At 66.4% G+C, this 15,858-nt stretch carries 16 protein-coding genes; 5 read left to right on the top strand and 11 right to left on the bottom strand.

Translation table 11 applies throughout. The features are described 5' to 3' along the window. Positions 1-2: 2 nt before the first annotated feature. From U5775_RS17365 to U5775_RS17355, 3 genes are all read right to left on the bottom strand, one after another. Positions 3-470 (bottom strand): DUF2486 family protein, encoded by a 468-nt coding sequence (locus tag U5775_RS17365; RefSeq protein ID WP_322059319.1) that lies wholly within the window; start codon positions 468-470, stop codon positions 3-5. Positions 471-534: 64 nt separating this feature from the next. Then, a complete protein-coding gene (locus U5775_RS17360) occupies positions 535-951 on the bottom strand; it encodes a DNA polymerase III subunit chi (protein ID WP_322059318.1) in 417 nt (138 codons plus the stop codon). Continuing rightward, positions 948-2,477, bottom strand: coding sequence for a leucyl aminopeptidase (locus U5775_RS17355; protein WP_322059317.1), 1,530 nt, complete (start codon positions 2,475-2,477; stop codon positions 948-950). The genes U5775_RS17360 and U5775_RS17355 overlap by 4 nt, the downstream gene beginning before the upstream one ends. Before the next feature lie 131 nt (positions 2,478-2,608). Between U5775_RS17355 and lptF the strand changes: the two genes are divergently transcribed. The 3 genes from lptF (at position 2,609) to U5775_RS17340 (ending at position 5,307) form a co-directional block, all read left to right on the top strand. Continuing rightward, positions 2,609-3,709 carry an LPS export ABC transporter permease LptF gene (gene lptF / locus U5775_RS17350; RefSeq protein WP_322059316.1) on the top strand — a complete coding sequence of 367 codons (1,101 nt, stop codon included), beginning with the start codon at positions 2,609-2,611 and terminating at the stop codon, positions 3,707-3,709. 3 nt (positions 3,710-3,712) lie between these two features. Next, a complete protein-coding gene (lptG, locus tag U5775_RS17345) occupies positions 3,713-4,861 on the top strand; it encodes an LPS export ABC transporter permease LptG (protein ID WP_322059315.1) in 1,149 nt (382 codons plus the stop codon). A 68-nt stretch (positions 4,862-4,929) separates the two neighbouring features. Beyond that, complete coding sequence (locus U5775_RS17340) at positions 4,930-5,307, top strand: CbiX/SirB N-terminal domain-containing protein (protein ID WP_322059314.1); 378 nt, start codon at positions 4,930-4,932, stop codon at positions 5,305-5,307. Between the two features lie 100 nt (positions 5,308-5,407). Here the strand turns inward: U5775_RS17340 and cobA are convergent, their stop codons facing one another. From cobA to U5775_RS17310, 6 genes are all read right to left on the bottom strand, one after another. After that, positions 5,408-6,181 carry a uroporphyrinogen-III C-methyltransferase gene (gene cobA, locus U5775_RS17335; RefSeq protein WP_322059313.1) on the bottom strand — a complete coding sequence of 258 codons (774 nt, stop codon included), beginning with the start codon at positions 6,179-6,181 and terminating at the stop codon, positions 5,408-5,410. Positions 6,182-6,247: 66 nt separating this feature from the next. After that, positions 6,248-7,564 carry a sulfate adenylyltransferase subunit 1 gene (locus tag U5775_RS17330; protein WP_322059312.1) on the bottom strand — a complete coding sequence of 439 codons (1,317 nt, stop codon included), beginning with the start codon at positions 7,562-7,564 and terminating at the stop codon, positions 6,248-6,250. Between the two features lie 25 nt (positions 7,565-7,589). Continuing rightward, positions 7,590-8,552: a sulfate adenylyltransferase subunit CysD gene (gene cysD, locus U5775_RS17325; protein ID WP_322059311.1), complete on the bottom strand. Its 963-nt coding sequence runs from the start codon at positions 8,550-8,552 to the stop codon at positions 7,590-7,592. A 92-nt stretch (positions 8,553-8,644) separates the two neighbouring features. Beyond that, positions 8,645-9,418: a phosphoadenylyl-sulfate reductase gene (locus tag U5775_RS17320; RefSeq protein ID WP_322059310.1), complete on the bottom strand. Its 774-nt coding sequence runs from the start codon at positions 9,416-9,418 to the stop codon at positions 8,645-8,647. Beyond that, the gene (locus U5775_RS17315; protein WP_322059309.1) at positions 9,415-9,963 is read right to left on the bottom strand and encodes a DUF934 domain-containing protein; all 549 of its coding nucleotides are present in this window, start codon (positions 9,961-9,963) and stop codon (positions 9,415-9,417) included. The genes U5775_RS17320 and U5775_RS17315 overlap by 4 nt, the downstream gene beginning before the upstream one ends. Before the next feature lie 34 nt (positions 9,964-9,997). Next, positions 9,998-11,677, bottom strand: a complete 1,680-nt coding sequence (locus U5775_RS17310; RefSeq protein ID WP_322059308.1) for a nitrite/sulfite reductase — start codon at positions 11,675-11,677, stop codon at positions 9,998-10,000. Between the two features lie 226 nt (positions 11,678-11,903). Between U5775_RS17310 and U5775_RS17305 the strand changes: the two genes are divergently transcribed. Both U5775_RS17305 and U5775_RS17300 read left to right on the top strand, forming a co-directional pair. Further along, the gene (locus U5775_RS17305; RefSeq protein WP_322059307.1) at positions 11,904-12,845 is read left to right on the top strand and encodes a CysB family HTH-type transcriptional regulator; all 942 of its coding nucleotides are present in this window, start codon (positions 11,904-11,906) and stop codon (positions 12,843-12,845) included. A gap of 109 nt (positions 12,846-12,954) precedes the next feature. Next, positions 12,955-14,166, top strand: a complete 1,212-nt coding sequence (locus tag U5775_RS17300; protein ID WP_322059306.1) for an ABC transporter substrate-binding protein — start codon at positions 12,955-12,957, stop codon at positions 14,164-14,166. 49 nt (positions 14,167-14,215) lie between these two features. Here the strand turns inward: U5775_RS17300 and U5775_RS17295 are convergent, their stop codons facing one another. Together U5775_RS17295 and U5775_RS17290 are read right to left on the bottom strand one after the other, a co-directional pair. After that, positions 14,216-14,512, bottom strand: a complete 297-nt coding sequence (locus U5775_RS17295) for a type II toxin-antitoxin system RelB/DinJ family antitoxin (protein ID WP_322059305.1) — start codon at positions 14,510-14,512, stop codon at positions 14,216-14,218. 178 nt (positions 14,513-14,690) lie between these two features. Further along, entirely contained in the window at positions 14,691-15,845 is a 1,155-nt protein-coding gene (locus U5775_RS17290; RefSeq protein WP_322059304.1) for a Gfo/Idh/MocA family oxidoreductase, read from the bottom strand. Positions 15,846-15,858 lie beyond the last annotated feature (13 nt).

Below are 15,858 nucleotides of genomic sequence, written 5' to 3'. Positions count from 1 at the left end.
CCTCAAGCCTCCGGCGGCGTCGACTGCCCTGCGCGCGCAGCCAGTTCGTCGCGCACCGCGGCCTGCACCCAACTCCTCAATTCAGTTTCGAGCGCGAGACCGATCTCGCGCGATACCTGCCCCACGATCCAGTGCGAATGCTCCTGCAGCGCCGCGGCGCAGCGCGCCTCGATCACGCTGCGCCCTTCGCCGGTGAGCCAGCTCATCGCGCGTCCACTCAGACGATCGACGAGCGCTTCCGCATCGCGCGGAAGGCTATCGGCCTCGCTTGCGGGCACGCTGGTCGAACTCCCGGCCGGAGCGCCAAAACCAGGCTCATGCGCGGGCTCGGGCGCTGCAGCGGCCTGCGCAGCGGGCGCAGCGGCCGTTTCGAACGGCGACGCATGGCGCCCGCGCAGCAGGTTGCCCGGCACGAGCGTCTCGTTCAAGAGCGGGATCGGCGTCTCGTCAGGGCTATGAAAATCGGACACGATCACCTCCTCTGGATTTCGATCAATATGCATGAAGGAGAGACAAGCAGCAGGCGTGCCGGGTTCAACCGCCTTGCTTGTAGTTGTTCAGCGCGTAGCCGCGGTCGCGGTAGAAGCGGTAACGCTCGCGGCCCGAGCTCAGTTCCTCGGGCGCATCGCCAATCACTTCGAGCAGGCGCTCGAAGCGCGCGAACTGGGGCGGCACGGCCGCGCCCAGATTGAGCAGCACGCCATGATGCGGCGCGCGCTCGAGATCCGTGGCCAGCACGATGGGCGTTTGCGCGGCGAGCGCGCTCCCGGCCATGCAGTGCGGCACGAAGTCGAGCGGCGAGAAAGTCCAGAGCATCTCGTCGAACGCGCGCAGGCGCGCGGGCTCGGCCAGCACGATGGCTTGCTGGCCGGCCTGATACGCCTTGCGCACGAGCCGGCACGCGTACATCAGCGAATTGCCGACGTTCGTGTGAAAGTCGATGCGCGTCATTGCCCTGCTGCGCGACCGTCAGCGGCCCTATCGATCAGGAACTGCGCGAGCAGCGGCACGGGACGGCCCGTTGCGCCCTTCGCCGCGCCGCTCTTCCATGCGGTGCCCGCGATGTCGAGGTGCGCCCACGGATACGCTTCGGTGAAGCGCGAGAGGAAGCACGCCGCGGTCACGCTGCCCGCCGGACGGCCGCCGATATTGGCGATATCGGCGAAATTCGACTTGAGCTGGTCCTGATACTCGTCGTCGAGCGGCAGGCGCCATGCGGGGTCGTTCGCTTCGCGCGAGGCGTCGAGCAGCTCGCCCGCGAGCGCGTCGTCTTTCGAGAACAGGCCGCTGTTGTGATGGCCGAGCGCGATGATGCACGCGCCCGTGAGCGTGGCGATGTCGATCACGGCGGCCGGCTTGAAGCGCTCGGCGTAGGTAAGCGCGTCGCACAGGATCAGGCGCCCTTCGGCGTCGGTGTTGAGCACTTCGACCGTGAGGCCCGCCATCGTCGTGACGATGTCGCCCGGCTTCGTGGCGTTGCCGGCCGGCATGTTCTCGCACGTGGGGATGATGCCGATCACGTTGAGCTTCAGGCCCATTTCGGCGACGGCGCGAATCGTGCCGAGCACCGAGCCCGCGCCGCACATGTCGTACTTCATCTCGTCCATGCCCTCGCCGGGCTTGAGCGAAATGCCGCCCGTGTCGAACGTGATGCCCTTGCCCACCAGCACGACGGGCGCGGCCTTCGCGCTGGCGCCCTGGTAGTGCAGCACGATGAATTGCGGCGGCTCGACCGACCCTTTTGTAACAGAAAGAAACGAGCCCATCTTGAGCGCTTCGATCTGCCGCTGGCCGAGCACTTCGACCTTGAGCTTCCAGTCGCGCGCGAGCTTCTTGGCCGTGGCCGCGAGATACGTAGGCGTGCAGACGTTGCCGGGCAGATTGCCGAGGTCGCGCGTGAGATCCATGCCGTTGGCGAGCGCCACAGCCTGCCTGGCGGCGAGCTTCGCGGCCTTGTCGTCGCCGGCGTCGACGCTGAAGACGACGCGCTTGAGCGCGCGCTGCGTGACGTCGGGCTTGCTCTTCATCTGCGTGAAACGATAGGTCTCCTGACGCAGCGCGAGAATCGCGGCGCGCACGCCCCAGTCGCCCGTGCGCTCCTTGATGGGCAGCTGGGCGAGCGTGAACGTGACCTGTGCAATCCTGGTGCCGAGAATCGCGCGCCAGGCGGCCTTGACGGCCTCGCCATAGGCCTTCTGGCCAAATGCATCCTGCTTGCCGAGGCCGACGAGCAGCACGCGCGAGGCGCCGATGCCGCTCACTTCCGGCAGGAACAGCGCCGAGCCGGCCTTGCCGTCGATGTCGCCGGACTTGACGAGGCGGCCGATCGCGCCGCCAATGGCGCTGTCGATCACGAACGCCGGGCCGGAGAGGGTCTGCGCCTCGAAGATGCCCACCACGACGCAATCCGACTTGCCGGTCAGGAAGGGGCCTTCCCCGCCTTTGCTCCAGTCACAGGCTTTTATGCTAAAGTCCATCGCGCTTGTCCTCGGATAAAATCAGGGCTTAGGATGAAAGCCGCAATTATCCGCTATTTTTCCCGCGGCGGCTCCTGGGCGGATGCGCGAGCGCTTCGCCCAGCGCGGACCGCCCGCCCTCTTCATCAATAATGATCTTCGAACGTTCCCTGCAGCGCGAACTCGCGTACACGGCCGGCGCCGTGTTCATGGTTCTGCTCACGATCATGCTGACGACGATGATGATCCGCATCGTCGGCTTCGCGGCTTCGGGCCAGATCGACCCGCGCGACGTGCTGGTCCTGATCGGCCTGACCGTGATCGGCTACCTCGCCGTGATGCTGATCGTCACGCTCTTCGTCTCGATCCTGTTCGTGCTCACGCGCTGGTACAAGGACTCCGAGATGGTCGTCTGGCTCGCCTCCGGCGTGAGCCTCACGCGCCTCATCAAGCCGATCGCGGTCTTCTCCACGCCGATCGTGATCCTCATCGTCTTTTTCGCGTTCATCGGCTGGCCGTGGTCGAACGCGCAAAGCAAGCTGATCCGCGCGCGCTTTCAGCAGCGCGATGAAGTGTCGCTGCTCGCGCCCGGCCAGTTCCGCGAATCGCCCACCACGCACCGCGTGTTCTTCATCGAAAGCATGAGCCCCGATCAGGCCCGCGTGGAAAACGTGTTCGTTACGAGCACGGAGAACGGCAAGGTCAGCGTGATCGTTTCGAAGACCGGCCACACGGAAACCATGAAGACCGGCGAGCGCTTCGTCGTGCTCGAGAACGGCCGCCGCTACGACGGCGAGCCCGGCCACCCGGACTTCCGCATCACCGAGTTCCAGCGCTATGGCGTGAAGGTCCAGAGTCAGCCCGTGGTCTCCACGCCCACGGCGAGCAGCACCCCCACGCTCGACCTGCTGCGCCATCCGAGCAGCGACAATCTCGGCGAATTCGCCTGGCGCGCGGGCTTGCCGCTCATCGCCATCAACCTGATGCTGCTCGCGATCCCGCTCGCGTATCAGAACCCGCGCCGCGGGCGCACCATCAACCTCGTGATGGCCGTGCTGATCTACCTCACCTACTCGAACCTGCTCAACGTCATGCAATCGCAGATCGAGCAGGGCAAGATGTCGTTCGGCCTCGGGCTCGTGCTGTTACACGTCATCGTGCTCGCGCTCGTCGTCTTCATCTTCTGGCTGCGCGTGCGCAACCGACCGCTCTTTTCGCGCGCGATGTTCCAGCGTGCGTCGCAGGGGAGCTGACCGATGCGCATCTACGAGAAATACTTCGCGCGCCAGGTCTATCTGGCGTTCGTGTTCATCCTGTTCGCCTTTTCGGGTCTGTTCTTCTTCTTCGACCTGATCAACGAGCTGAACTCGGTCGGCCACGGCAACTACAAGTTCATGTACGCGGTGCTGCGCGTCGCGCTGCAGGCGCCTTCGCGGCTCTACGAGATCATTCCGGTCGCGGCGCTCATCGCCGCGATCTATGTGTTCGCGCAGATGGCCGCCAATTCCGAGTACACGATCTTTCGCGTCTCCGGTCTCGCGACCGGCCAGGCGCTGCGCTCGCTGCTCAAGATCGGCGTGCCGCTCGTGCTGCTCACCTACCTCGTGGGCGAAGTGATCGGCCCGTACACCGACCAGCTCTCCGAGCGCGTGCGCCTCGAAGCGCTCGGCTCCGCGGTGTCGACGGACTTCAAGTCGGGCGTCTGGGTGAAAGACACGCTCACCAAACGCGCCGACGGCGAGCAGGCCACGCGCTTCGTCAATGTGGGCGAGCTGCTGCCCGACGCGACGATCACCAACGTGCGCATCTACGAATTCGATTCGCAGTTCCGGCTCACCAACGTGCGTCTCGCGAAGAGCGGCAAGTACGAGCCGCCGGGCCACTGGCTGCTCAAGGACGTGACCGACACCGAGCTCATCGGCGTGCCGCCGCCGCCGAACCAGCCCACCGATGCGCTCAATCCGGTCTATCGCGCGCAGCAGACCGCGTTGCCCGAATATTCGCTGCGCTCGGAGCTCACGCCGCAGATTCTCTCGGTGCTGCTGGTTTCGCCCGATCGCATGTCGATGTTCAACCTGTTCCGCTACATCCAGCATCTCTCGGAGAACCATCAGGACACGCAGCGCTACGAGATCGCGTTCTGGCGCAAGCTGATCTACCCGTTCGCGGTGTTCGTGATGCTGGTGCTCTCGCTGCCGTTCGCGTACCTGCATACGCGCGCGGGCGTGGTGGGTGTGAAGGTGTTCGGCGGGATCATGCTCGGCATGAGCTTCCAGCTCGTGAACACGCTGTTCTCGCACATCGGTACACTGAACACGTGGCCCGCCCCGCTCACGGCGGCAACACCGGGTCTCATCTATCTGGCGCTCGGGTTGATCGGCCTGAAATGGGTCGACCGGCATTGATGTCGCTTTGACGTGCGCTTCGGCGTTCGTCAGCGGCTAAGGCCACGCTTTCACGGGAAATCGCGACGATGGGCAAGCACGGCATGATCCTGTTCGGCCACGGCGCGCGCGATGCGCGCTGGAAAGAGCCGTTCGCGCGCCTGGCGGAGAAGCTCGCGGCCACGCGCGGCGAAGCGGGCCCCGTGAGCCTCGCTTTCCTCGAACTCATGACGCCGGACCTGCCCGAGGCCATCGCCGCCCAAGCCGCGCTCGGCTGCGACGCCATCACGGTGGTGCCGGTGTTCTTCGGCCAGGGCGGCCATATCCGGCGCGATTTGCCGGCGCTCGTCGCGCAATGCCAGGCCGAGCATCCACACGTGCGGATCGCCTGCGCGAGCGCCGTGGGCGAGGACGAAGGCGTGCTCGACGCGATCGTCCAGTACTGTCTCAGGCGCGAGCGCGACTAGCGCGCCGCCCATCGAAAGATTCGCCAGCACAAAAGCAGACGGGCCGCTCAAAGAGCGGCCCGTCTTGCGTTCTACCTACCCCCGTTTTTCTTCCGAGGCTTCAGGCCGCGGCGCGGCGGCCCGACGGTTCGGCGTCCGCATCGGCTTCGGCCTGGCGCTGCGCTGCCCGCTCGGCGAACGCGTCGCCGATCATGAGCAGGCTCGGCTGCGCGGCATCGAGCCAATCCTGCGCTTCGCCGGCGGCGAGACCCGCCAGCGTGAGCGTGAGCGTGCGTTCGCGCGCCGTGCTGCACGCCTCGACGATCGCCACGGGCGTCGCGCCCGCGCGGCCCGCTTCGATCAACTGGCGCGCGATCTCGGGCGCGCTGTCGCGGCCCATGTAGAACACGAGCGAATCCGCGCTCACGTGCTCGCGGATCTCGTCGCTGCCCGCCGCGCGCGAGTACGTCGCGAGCGCGACGCTGCGCGAGACGCCGCGCAGCGTGAGCGAGCGCTGCAGCGCGGCCGCGCTGGCCAGCGCCGCGGTGATGCCGGGCACGATCTCATACTCGATGCCGGCCGCTTCGAGCGCGCGCATCTCTTCGTCGGCGCGGCCGAACAGCATCGGATCGCCGCCCTTCAGACGCACGACCACGTCGTGCTCGCGCGCCGCATCGACGAGCTGCTTGTTGATGAAATGCTGCGCCGTCGAGCGCTGCCCGCAACGCTTGCCGACCGCGATGAACTTTGCGTCCTGCGGCGCGTACTCGAGCATCGCCGGCTCGACGAGCGCGTCGTGCAGCACGACCTGTGCCTGCGCGAGCAGCCGCGCGCCGCGCACCGTGATGAGGTCCGCCGCGCCCGGTCCTGCGCCGATCAGATAAACCTTGCCCATTTGCCTCGTTGACTCGTGTGTCGGCGCGTCGCCGTTAGTCGGGTGGCGCGCCGCGTGCAGTGCGCCTTAAGCGGAAACCGCGCGGACCATGCCCGCCGCCACCGTGTGGTGCGTCGCCTCGTCGATGAGGACGAACGCGCCGGTGCCAGGATGCACATCATACAGGTCCGCGACGATCGGCTTTTGCAGCGTGAGCGCCACGCGGCCGATGTCGTTCATCGCGAGGTTGTGGCGGTCGGTGGCGTGCGAGAGCGTATGCACGTCGAGCACTTCCTTGACCGCGCCGATCTTGGCGAACACCGTGCTCGCGGTCTGCTTGAGCAGATACTTGCGCTGCGGCGAGAGCGGCTCTTCGTCGAACCAGCAGAGGTCCGCTTCGAGCTTCTTCGCGGGCTGCGTGTCGTCCGAGGCCGGCACAAAGGTGTCGCCGCGCGAAACATCGACGTCTTCAGCGAGACGGATCGTGACGGTCTGGCCCGCGAACGCGCGGTCGACCTGCGCCGTGCCGCCCGGCACCGGCGCGATGATCTCGGCGACCGTTGCGCTGCGGCCCGCCGGCAGCACCGTGATGGCGTCGCCGAGCTTCACTTCGCCCGCTTCGACGCGGCCCATGTAGCCGCGGAAGTCGTCGGCGCTGGAACCGTCCTGGCGCGCGACCCATTGCACCGGGAAGCGCAGCGCGTCGCCCGTGGCCTGCTCGACCGGCAGCGCCTCGAGCACGTCGAGCAGCGGCTCGCCCGCGTACCACGGCATGCGCTCGCTCGCGGCCACGATGTTGTCGCCCTTGAGCGCCGAGACCGGCACGAAGCGCACGTCTTCCAGACCGAGCTGGCGCGCGAGCGCGACGTAGGCGTCGCGGATCAGGTCGAACGTGGCTTCGCTGTAGTCGACCAGATCCATCTTGTTGATCGCGACGATCACGTGCTGCAAGCCGAGCAGCTTGACGATCGCGCTATGGCGCTTGGTCTGCGGCAGCAGTTGCGTGACGCCGTTCTCGACCGTCACGCGCGTCGGGTCGATCAGGATGATCGCGGCGTGCGCCGTCGAGGCGCCCGTGACCATGTTGCGCGTGTACTGCTCGTGGCCCGGCGTGTCGGCGATGATGAACTTGCGCTTCGCGGTGGCGAAGTAGCGGTACGCCACGTCGATCGTGATGCCCTGCTCGCGCTCGGCTTCGAGGCCGTCGGTGAGCAGCGAGAGGTCGATCTCGTCGCCCACGGTGCGCTTGTTCTTCGCGCGCGAAAGCGCCGAGAGCTGGTCGCTCAAAACTGCCTTGCTGTCGTACAGCAGGCGGCCGATCAGCGTGCTCTTGCCGTCGTCCACGCTGCCGGCCGTGATGAAGCGCAGCACGCCGAGGTCTTCAGGTTGATGCGTCGTAACCATATTCAATGTTTCCTCAACGTGCTCTTTAGAAATAACCTTGCTTCTTGCGCTGTTCCATCGCGGCTTCCGACGCCTGGTCGTCCATGCGCGTCGCGCCGCGTTCCGTGATTTCGGTCACGGCCGTTTCGGCGATGATCTTCTCGACGTTGTCGGCATCGCTTTCCACCGGGCAGGTGCAGCTGATGTCGCCCACGGTACGGAAGCGCACGAGCGCCGTTTCGCTGGTTTCGCCTTCCTTCATCGGCGTGAGCGGCGTGACCGGCACGAGCAGGCCGTTGCGGCGCACGATCTCGCGCTGGTGCGCGTAGTAGATCGACGGCAGTTCGAGCTTCTCGCGCTCGATGTATTGCCACACGTCCAGTTCGGTCCAGTTCGAGATCGGGAACACGCGCAGATGCTCGCCGTTATGCAGGCGCGCGTTGTAGATGCTCCAGAGTTCCGGGCGCTGCGCCTTCGGGTCCCACTGGCCGAATTCGTCTCGGAACGAGAAGATGCGCTCCTTCGCGCGGGCCTTTTCTTCGTCGCGGCGCGCGCCGCCGATCATCGCCGTATAGCCGTATTGCTCGATCGTTTCGAGCAGCGTGACGGCCTGCGCGGCGTTGCGCGAATCGGTTTCGCGGCGCAGACGCACGGTGCCCTTCCTGATCGAATCCTCGACGTGGCCGACCACGAGTTCGGCGCCGATCTCGGCCGCGCGGCGATCGCGGAAGTCGATCACTTCCTCGTAGTTGTGGCCCGTGTCGATGTGCACGAGCGGGAACGGCAGCGAGGTCTTGCGGTTCGCGCCGAGGCCGAATGCCTTGAGCGCGAGCGCCAGCACGACGACCGAATCCTTGCCGCCCGAGAACAGCAGCGCGGGCTTGCTGCACTCGGCAACGAGTTCGCGCAGGATGTGGATCGACTCGGCTTCGAGCCAGTCGAGGTGGTCCATGCGGTTCGCCGTGACCTGGAGCGGTGCGTTCACTGCGGAATCGAGCGTCGTGCTCATGTTCGGATCCTTCGTTTGTGCGCCCCTCATTGGTGGAGCGCGGTGCTCTGTATTCGACTTCGCGCCGCCTTCGGGAAGCGGCGCGACAACCTTCAATGCTGGTTCGCGTGGCCGGCGGCCGGCGCCTGCACAACCGGAATTGCGGAAACCGACGTGATGTGCAGCCCGCATTCCTTCGTGTCGCGCGACTCCCACCACCAGCGGCCCGCCCGGCTGTCTTCGCCGGGGCGCACGGCGCGCGTACAGGGCTCGCAGCCGATGCTCGGGTAGCCGCGCGCGTGCAGCGGGTTCACCGGCACCTCGAAGGCGCCCAGATAGGCCCATACGTCGGCTTCGGTCCAGTCCGCGAGCGGATTGAACTTGGCGATGCCGCGCGCGTTGTCCTGCTCCTCCTCGTGCAGCTCCGCGCGCGTGACCGACTGCTCGCGGCGCTGGCCCGTGACCCAGGCGGAAACGTCCGAAAGCGCGCGGTTCAGCGGCTCGACCTTGCGGATCTCGCAGCAGCGCTTGCGCAGATCGATGCTCTCGTAGAACGCGTTGAGGCCGTGCTGCGCGACGTATTCGTCGACGGCGTCCTGCTGCGGCAGAAACTGCTCGATCTCGTAACCGTAGCGCTCGCGCACTCGGTCGATCATGCCGAGCGTTTCCGCATGCAGGCGACCCGTGTTCAGCGAGAAGATGCCGATCTTCACGCCGCGCGAGAGGATCGCGTGGGTGAGCAGCATGTCTTCGGCTGCGAGGCTGCTCGCGAGCTTCACGTTGGCGTGGCGCGCGGCGATCGAATCGAGCAGCGCGTCGAGGCGCTCGATCTTCGCCTGCAGCGCCGGCGCGATTTCATTCGCTAGCGTGGCAGAAGCGGTACTCATGCTGCGGCGCCCTGCTGTGCTTGTTGCGCGAGACGACGGCGGAACAGCGGCGACGGCTCGTCGAACGCGCCCTGGTACTGCACCGTGAACTCGGTGAACGCCTTGAGCGCGTCGTTGATGTCCTTGTCGGCGCGCAGCGCGTACGCATCGAAGCCGCAGCGCTCGTAGAAGCGCAGCTGGTCGCGCAGCACGTCGCCGATCGCGCGCAGCTCGCCCTTGTAGCCAAAGCGCTCGCGCAGCAGACGCGCGATCGAATAGCCGCGGCCGTCACGGAACACCGGGAAGTCGATGCCGATCAGCGCGATCTTGTCGAAGTCGCCGGCGATGTCGGCCGGTTCGCTATCGGGCGCGAGCCACACGCCGAGCTCGTCCTTGCCGCGCGAGGCGACGAGCGCGTCGCGCCCGGCCTGCCACAGTGCGAGCGGCACCAGCACCTTGCCAGCGGGCAGCGCCGCAATCTCGGGCACCGCGCCGTCTTCGGCCGCACGCACGACTTGCCAGGTGTCCTCAACGATCTCGCGATTCCTGATAATCAATGAAACCATGTTTGCTTAACCCTCGTGTCTCGTTGCGTGCCGCTTATGCGTGGGCCGGCTGGCGCGAAGCGTACACACGCTCCTTGAAAGGCGCGATGCCGATGCGGTCGTACGTGTCGATGAAGCGCTCGCCGTCGATGCGGTGCTCGACGAACGTATCGATCACCTTCGACACCACGTCGGGCATTTCCTCGGCCGAGAACGACGGGCCGATCACGCGGCCAAGGCGTGCGCCGTTGGCGCCATTGCCCTGCTCGCCGCCGAGCGACACCTGGTACCACTCCGAGCCGTCCTTGTCGACGCCCAGCACGCCGATGTTGCCGACGTGATGGTGACCGCACGAGTTCATGCAGCCCGAGATGTTGAACGACAGGTCGCCCAGGTCGTAGACGAAATCGAGGTTGTCGAAACGCTCCTGGATCGCGAGCGCGATGGGGATCGACTTCGCATTCGCGAGCGAGCAGAAGTCGCCGCCCGGGCACGCGATGATGTCGGTCAGCAAGCCGATGTTCGCCGTGGCGAAGCCTTGCGCCTTCGCCTTTTCCCAGAGCGCGTAGAGGTCGCGCTTCTTGACGTCGGCGAGGATCAGGTTCTGCTCGTGCGAGACGCGGATCTGGCCGAACGAGTACTCGTCGGCCCAGTCGGCCACGGCTTCCATCTGCGCGTCGGTGGCATCGCCCGGCGCGATGTCGCGCGGCTTGAGCGAGAGCGTGACCGACGCATAGCCCGGCACGCGGTGCGGACGCACGTTGCGCTCGACCCAGCGCGCGAAGGCGCGGCTTTCCAGCAGATGCTTCTCGTACGACGCGTCGGTATCGGCGAGCTTTTCGTAGGCCGGCGGCGCGAAGTGCTGCGAGACGCGGTCGAGCTCTTCCTGCGTGAGCGTCGAGGGGCCGTCCTTCAGGTGCTGCCACTCCTCTTCGACCTGCGCGGCGAACTTCGCCGGCGAGAGCGCCTTCACGAGAATCTTGATGCGCGCCTTGTAGAGGTTGTCGCGGCGGCCGTAGCGGTTGTACACGCGCAGCACGGCTTCGCAGTAGGTCAGCAGATGCTGCCAGGGCAGGTCGCGCTTGATGATGGCGCCGACGATCGGCGTGCGGCCGAGGCCGCCGCCCGCGAGAATGCTCGCGACGACTTCGCCGTTCTCGTTACGGTCGAGGTAGACGCCCAGGTCGTGGATCTGCACGGCGGCGCGGTCTTCCTTCGAGCCGGAGACGGCGATCTTGAACTTGCGCGGCAGCCACGCGAACTCGGGGTGGAACGTCGACCACTGGCGCATGATCTCGGCCCACGGGCGCGGATCGATGACTTCGTCGGGCGCCACGCCCGCGAACTGGTCGGCGGTGATGTTGCGGATGCAGTTGCCCGACGTCTGGATGCCGTGCATCTGCACCGAGGCGAGCTTGCGCAGGATTTCCGGCGTGTCTTCGAGCTGGATCCAGTTGTACTGGATGTTCGAGCGCGTCGAGAAGTGGCCGTAGCCGCGGTCGTGCTCGCGCGCGATGCGGCCGAGCATGCGCAACTGGTCGCTGCGCAGGTTACCGTACGGAATCGCGATGCGGTGCATGTAGGCGTGGCGCTGGTAGTACAGGCCGTTCTGCAGGCGCAGCGGGCGGAACTCTTCTTCGCTCAATTCGCCCGAGAGGCGCCGGCGAACCTGGTCGCTGTATTGCGCGACGCGTTCGTCAACGATGGTCTGGTCGTACTGATCGTATTGGTACATTCGGGGACCCCAGGGTTGTTCATTCGCAGCGTTCCGGTTACGCCGCGCGCTCCGATTTCAATTCGACCGCCTTGATCGTCGCTTGGGAGGGGTGCCCTTCAATGCACCGCTCCTTTGCTAATGACCAAAACAGATATCCATATTGGAAAACTTGGGGGAATGGTAATAAACTCGCTTTATATTTCAAACGATCTAAAAATCAGGTTGATATGCCAAGGGGTTATATATGAACCTCCACCAGTTCCGCTTCGTGCGCGAGGCCGTGCGCCAGAACTTCAACCTCACGGAGGCGGCGAAGGCCCTGTATACAAGCCAGCCGGGCGTCTCGAAGGCGATCATCGAGCTGGAGGATGAACTCGGGGTCGAAATCTTTACGCGGCACGGCAAGCGCGTGCGCTCGCTCACGGAGCCGGGGCGCATCATCCTCGCCTCGGTGGAGCGCATCCTGCAGGAAGTGGAGAGCCTGAAGCGCGTGGGCAAGGACTACGCGGCGCAGGATCAGGGCAATCTGGTCATCGCGGCCACGCACACCCAGGCGCGCTACTCGCTGCCGGCGGCCATCGCCGAATTCAAGCGGCGCTTCCCGAAGGTGCACCTTTCGATTCTGCAAGGTAGCCCGACCCAGGTGGCCGACATGGTGCTGCACGACCAGGCCGACCTCTGCATCGCGACCGAAGCCATTTCGGGGTACAAGGAGCTGGTCTCGCTGCCCTGCTTCAACTGGCACCACGTGGCGGTGATGCTGCCCGACCACCCGCTGCTCGAGCGCAAGCCGCTCTCGCTCGACGATCTGGCCCAGTTTCCGCTCATCACCTACGACAACGCGTTCGCGGGCCGTACGAAGATCAACGACGCGTTCCGCTTGCGCGGCCTCTCGCCCGACATCGTGCTCGAAGCTATCGACGCGGACGTGATCAAGACCTACGTGGAACTGGGCATGGGCGTGGGCATCATGGCCGACATCGCGTTCAATGCCGAGCGCGACCGCCATCTGCGCGCGGTGCCCGTGGGCCACCTGTTCGGCAGCAACGTGACGCGCGTGGCGCTCAAACAGGGCGCGTACCTGCGCAGCTACGTCTATACGCTGGTGGAACTGCTCTCGCCGAGCCTGAACCGCAAGCTGATCGAGCAGGCGCTCAAGGGCGAGCACGAGACTTACGAGCTGTAAAGCACAAGCACGCGCGAGCCTGGCACGGCGCGCGCCAACGCGCCGGAACAACGATCAAGCCTCATTACAACAACGCTTCTCGCTTCATTTCCTCCTGGAGACCCATCGCATGAAGCCGTATCCGCGTCTGAGTTCGTTCCTGAGTTCGTCCCCGCGTTCGCCTTTCGCTACGCTGCGTCCGCTCGCGGCGGCGGCCGCGCTTGCTGCTGCCGCGTTTGCGCCCGCTGCGCATGCGGACCTCAAGGTCGGCATCGATCTGTCGAGCACGGGCCCCGCTGCAGCCATCGGCATCACGAGCAAGAACGCCATGCTGATGTGGCCCCCGGAGATCGCGGGCCAGAAGACCGACTACATCGTGCTCGACGACGGCTCCGACCCGGGCGCCGCGGTGCGCAACATCCACAAGCTCATCAATGAGGATCACGTGGACGTGATCGTCGGGCCGAACATCACGCCGGCGGCGCTCGCCGCGCTCGACCCCGTGGCCGAGGCCAAAACGCCGATGATCACGCTGGTGGGCTCGGGCTCCGTGGTCGAGCCGCAGCAAGGCGCACGCGTGTGGGCCTTCAAGATGGCGCAGACCGACGCCGCGATGGCCGACGTGATGACGCGCTACATGGCCGCGCACGGCGTGAAGACCGTGGGCTTCATCGGCTTTGCGGACAGCTACGGCGACAGCTGGCTCAACGAATTCACGAAGTTCGCGAAGGAACGCAACATCCAGATCGTGGCGACCGAGCGCTTTAACCGCACCGACGCCAGCGTGACGGGCCAGATCCTCAAGCTGATTGCCGCCAAACCCGACGCCGTGCTGATCGCGGGCGCCGGCACGCCCACCGTGCTGCCGCAGCGCACGCTGGTCGAGCGCGGCTACAAGGGCGCGATTTATCAGACGCACGGCATCGCCACGCCCGAATTCATCAAGCTGGGCGGCAAGGACGTGGAAGGCACGCTGTTCCCGACGCAACCGGTCGTGGTCGCGCGCACGCTGCCGGCGGACCAGCCGGCGCAGAAGGCGGCGCTCGCGTTCGTCGAGGCTTATGAGGCCAAATACGGCCCGGGCACGGTCACGCAGTTCGCGGGCGACGCGGCCGGCGTCTACCCGCGCCTGCAGGACGCCGTGACACGCGCGCTCAAGAGCGCGCAGCCTGGCACGGAGGCGTTTCGCGTGGCATTGCGCCGCGAGCTCGAGCACGCCCACGAGCTGGTCGTGCCCAACGGCGTGGTCAACACCAGCGAAAAAGACCACGTGGGCCTCGACCAGCGCGCGAGCGTGATGGGCACGATACGCGGCGGCAAGTTCGTGTATCTCGCGCAGTAAAGCGGCGAGTCGGGCGGCTCGACCGCAGCGCGCGGGCTCTTCGCCTCGGTTAAGGCGCGTTGCTCACCGCCGCCGCGCCCCGCTTCGCGAAATGCGCCTCCACCTCGTCCGCCTCGATGCCCGGCTGCGGATCTTCAAGCGCCTCGCGCACCTTCGCGCGGAACCACGCGTCATGCGTGGCCGGATCGACCGCGAAGTCGAAAGGCAAAGCGCCTTCGTTCGCGACGCGTGTGAGCAGAATGCGCACCGCGTCCGAAACGGTGAGCCCCATGCTTTCGAGCACCGCCGACGCGCGCTCCTTGAGCGCCGGATCGATGCGGACCTGTACCAATGCGCTTGCGCTCATCCCCCAACTCCTTCGCGTGATGTTCGAAGCGACATCGAAATTCATCTGTATTACGTTAGACATGCTGTTCCTTTGAAGCTGGTTAAACCCGCCTCAAGTTTCGCTGTCCGACGCGATCCGCTCCATTCATCCGAATGGCCATACGATCCGTGCCATGCCGCGGGCTTGCTCCAACGCATCAACCGATGCTTCGCCAGGCGCCGTTCGCCGCGCTGCTCGCGAGCACGGCTTCGATGAAGCGCAGCCCGGCCACGCCGTCGTCGACCGTGGTCAGCAACCGGCTCTCCGGCGGCGGCGCAATGCCCTGCTCACGCGCACGGATCTGCGTCGCCGCGTCGCGATAGAGCTGCGCGAACGCCTCCAGATAGCCCTCGGGATGACCCGGCGGCACACGTGTGGCATGGCGCGCGGCCGCGCCCGTCACGCGGCCGCGCGTGAGGCGCTGCGCCTCGCCGCCTTGCGGCGTGAACCACAACACGTTGGGCTCCTCCTGATCGAACGCCAGCCCCGCCCGTGTGCCGTAGACCCGCAGGCGCAGCGCATTCTCCGCGCCGCTCGCCACCTGGCTCGCCCACAGCATGCCGCGCGCGCCGTTCGCGTAGCGCAGCAGCGCCTCCACGTGATCGTCTACGCGCCGCCCCGGCACGAAGGTATGCACGTCGGCCGCGACCGATTCGGGCGTGAGACCGCTCACGAACGCCGCCAACTGCCAGGCATGCGTGCCGATATCGCCGAGACAACCGGCCGGTCCCGCCTGCGCCGGGTCCGTGCGCCAGCTCGCCTGCCGGTTCGCGCCATCGCGTTCGAGCGGCGTGGCGAGCCAGTCCTGCGCATATTCGACCTGCACGATGCGCACCTCGCCAAGCTCGCCCGCCGCGACGAGCTCCCGCGCATGGCGCACGAGCGGATAGCCCGAGTAGGTATGGGTGAGCGCGAACACGAGATTCGCCGCGCGCGCGTGCTGCGCAAGCGCCTCGCCCTCGGCGAGCGACACGGCAAGCGGCTTGTCGCAAATCACGTGGATGCCGGCGTCCATGAACGCGTGCGCCACGGGAGCGTGCAGATGGTTGGGCGTGACGATCGCCACGACGTCGATGCCGTCTTTGCGTGCGCCTTCCGCGCGCGCCATCTCGCGCCAGTCCGCGTAGCTGCGCGCGAGGCCGATTGCCTCGGCGCTCGCCTGCGCACGCCCCGCATCGGACGACAATGCGCCCGCGACCAGCTCGAAGCAGTCGTCGAGCCGCGCCGCAATGCGGTGCACGGCGCCGATGAAGGCGCCCTCGCCGCCGCCGACCATGCCGAGCCTGAGTCTTCGTGCCGCGCTCGCTGCCATTGCCTCGCTCCTT

This window comes from Paraburkholderia sp. J63, assembly GCF_905220245.1.
Taxonomy (GTDB): domain Bacteria; phylum Pseudomonadota; class Gammaproteobacteria; order Burkholderiales; family Burkholderiaceae; genus Paraburkholderia.
This window is presented reverse-complemented; position numbering and strand designations above follow the sequence as displayed.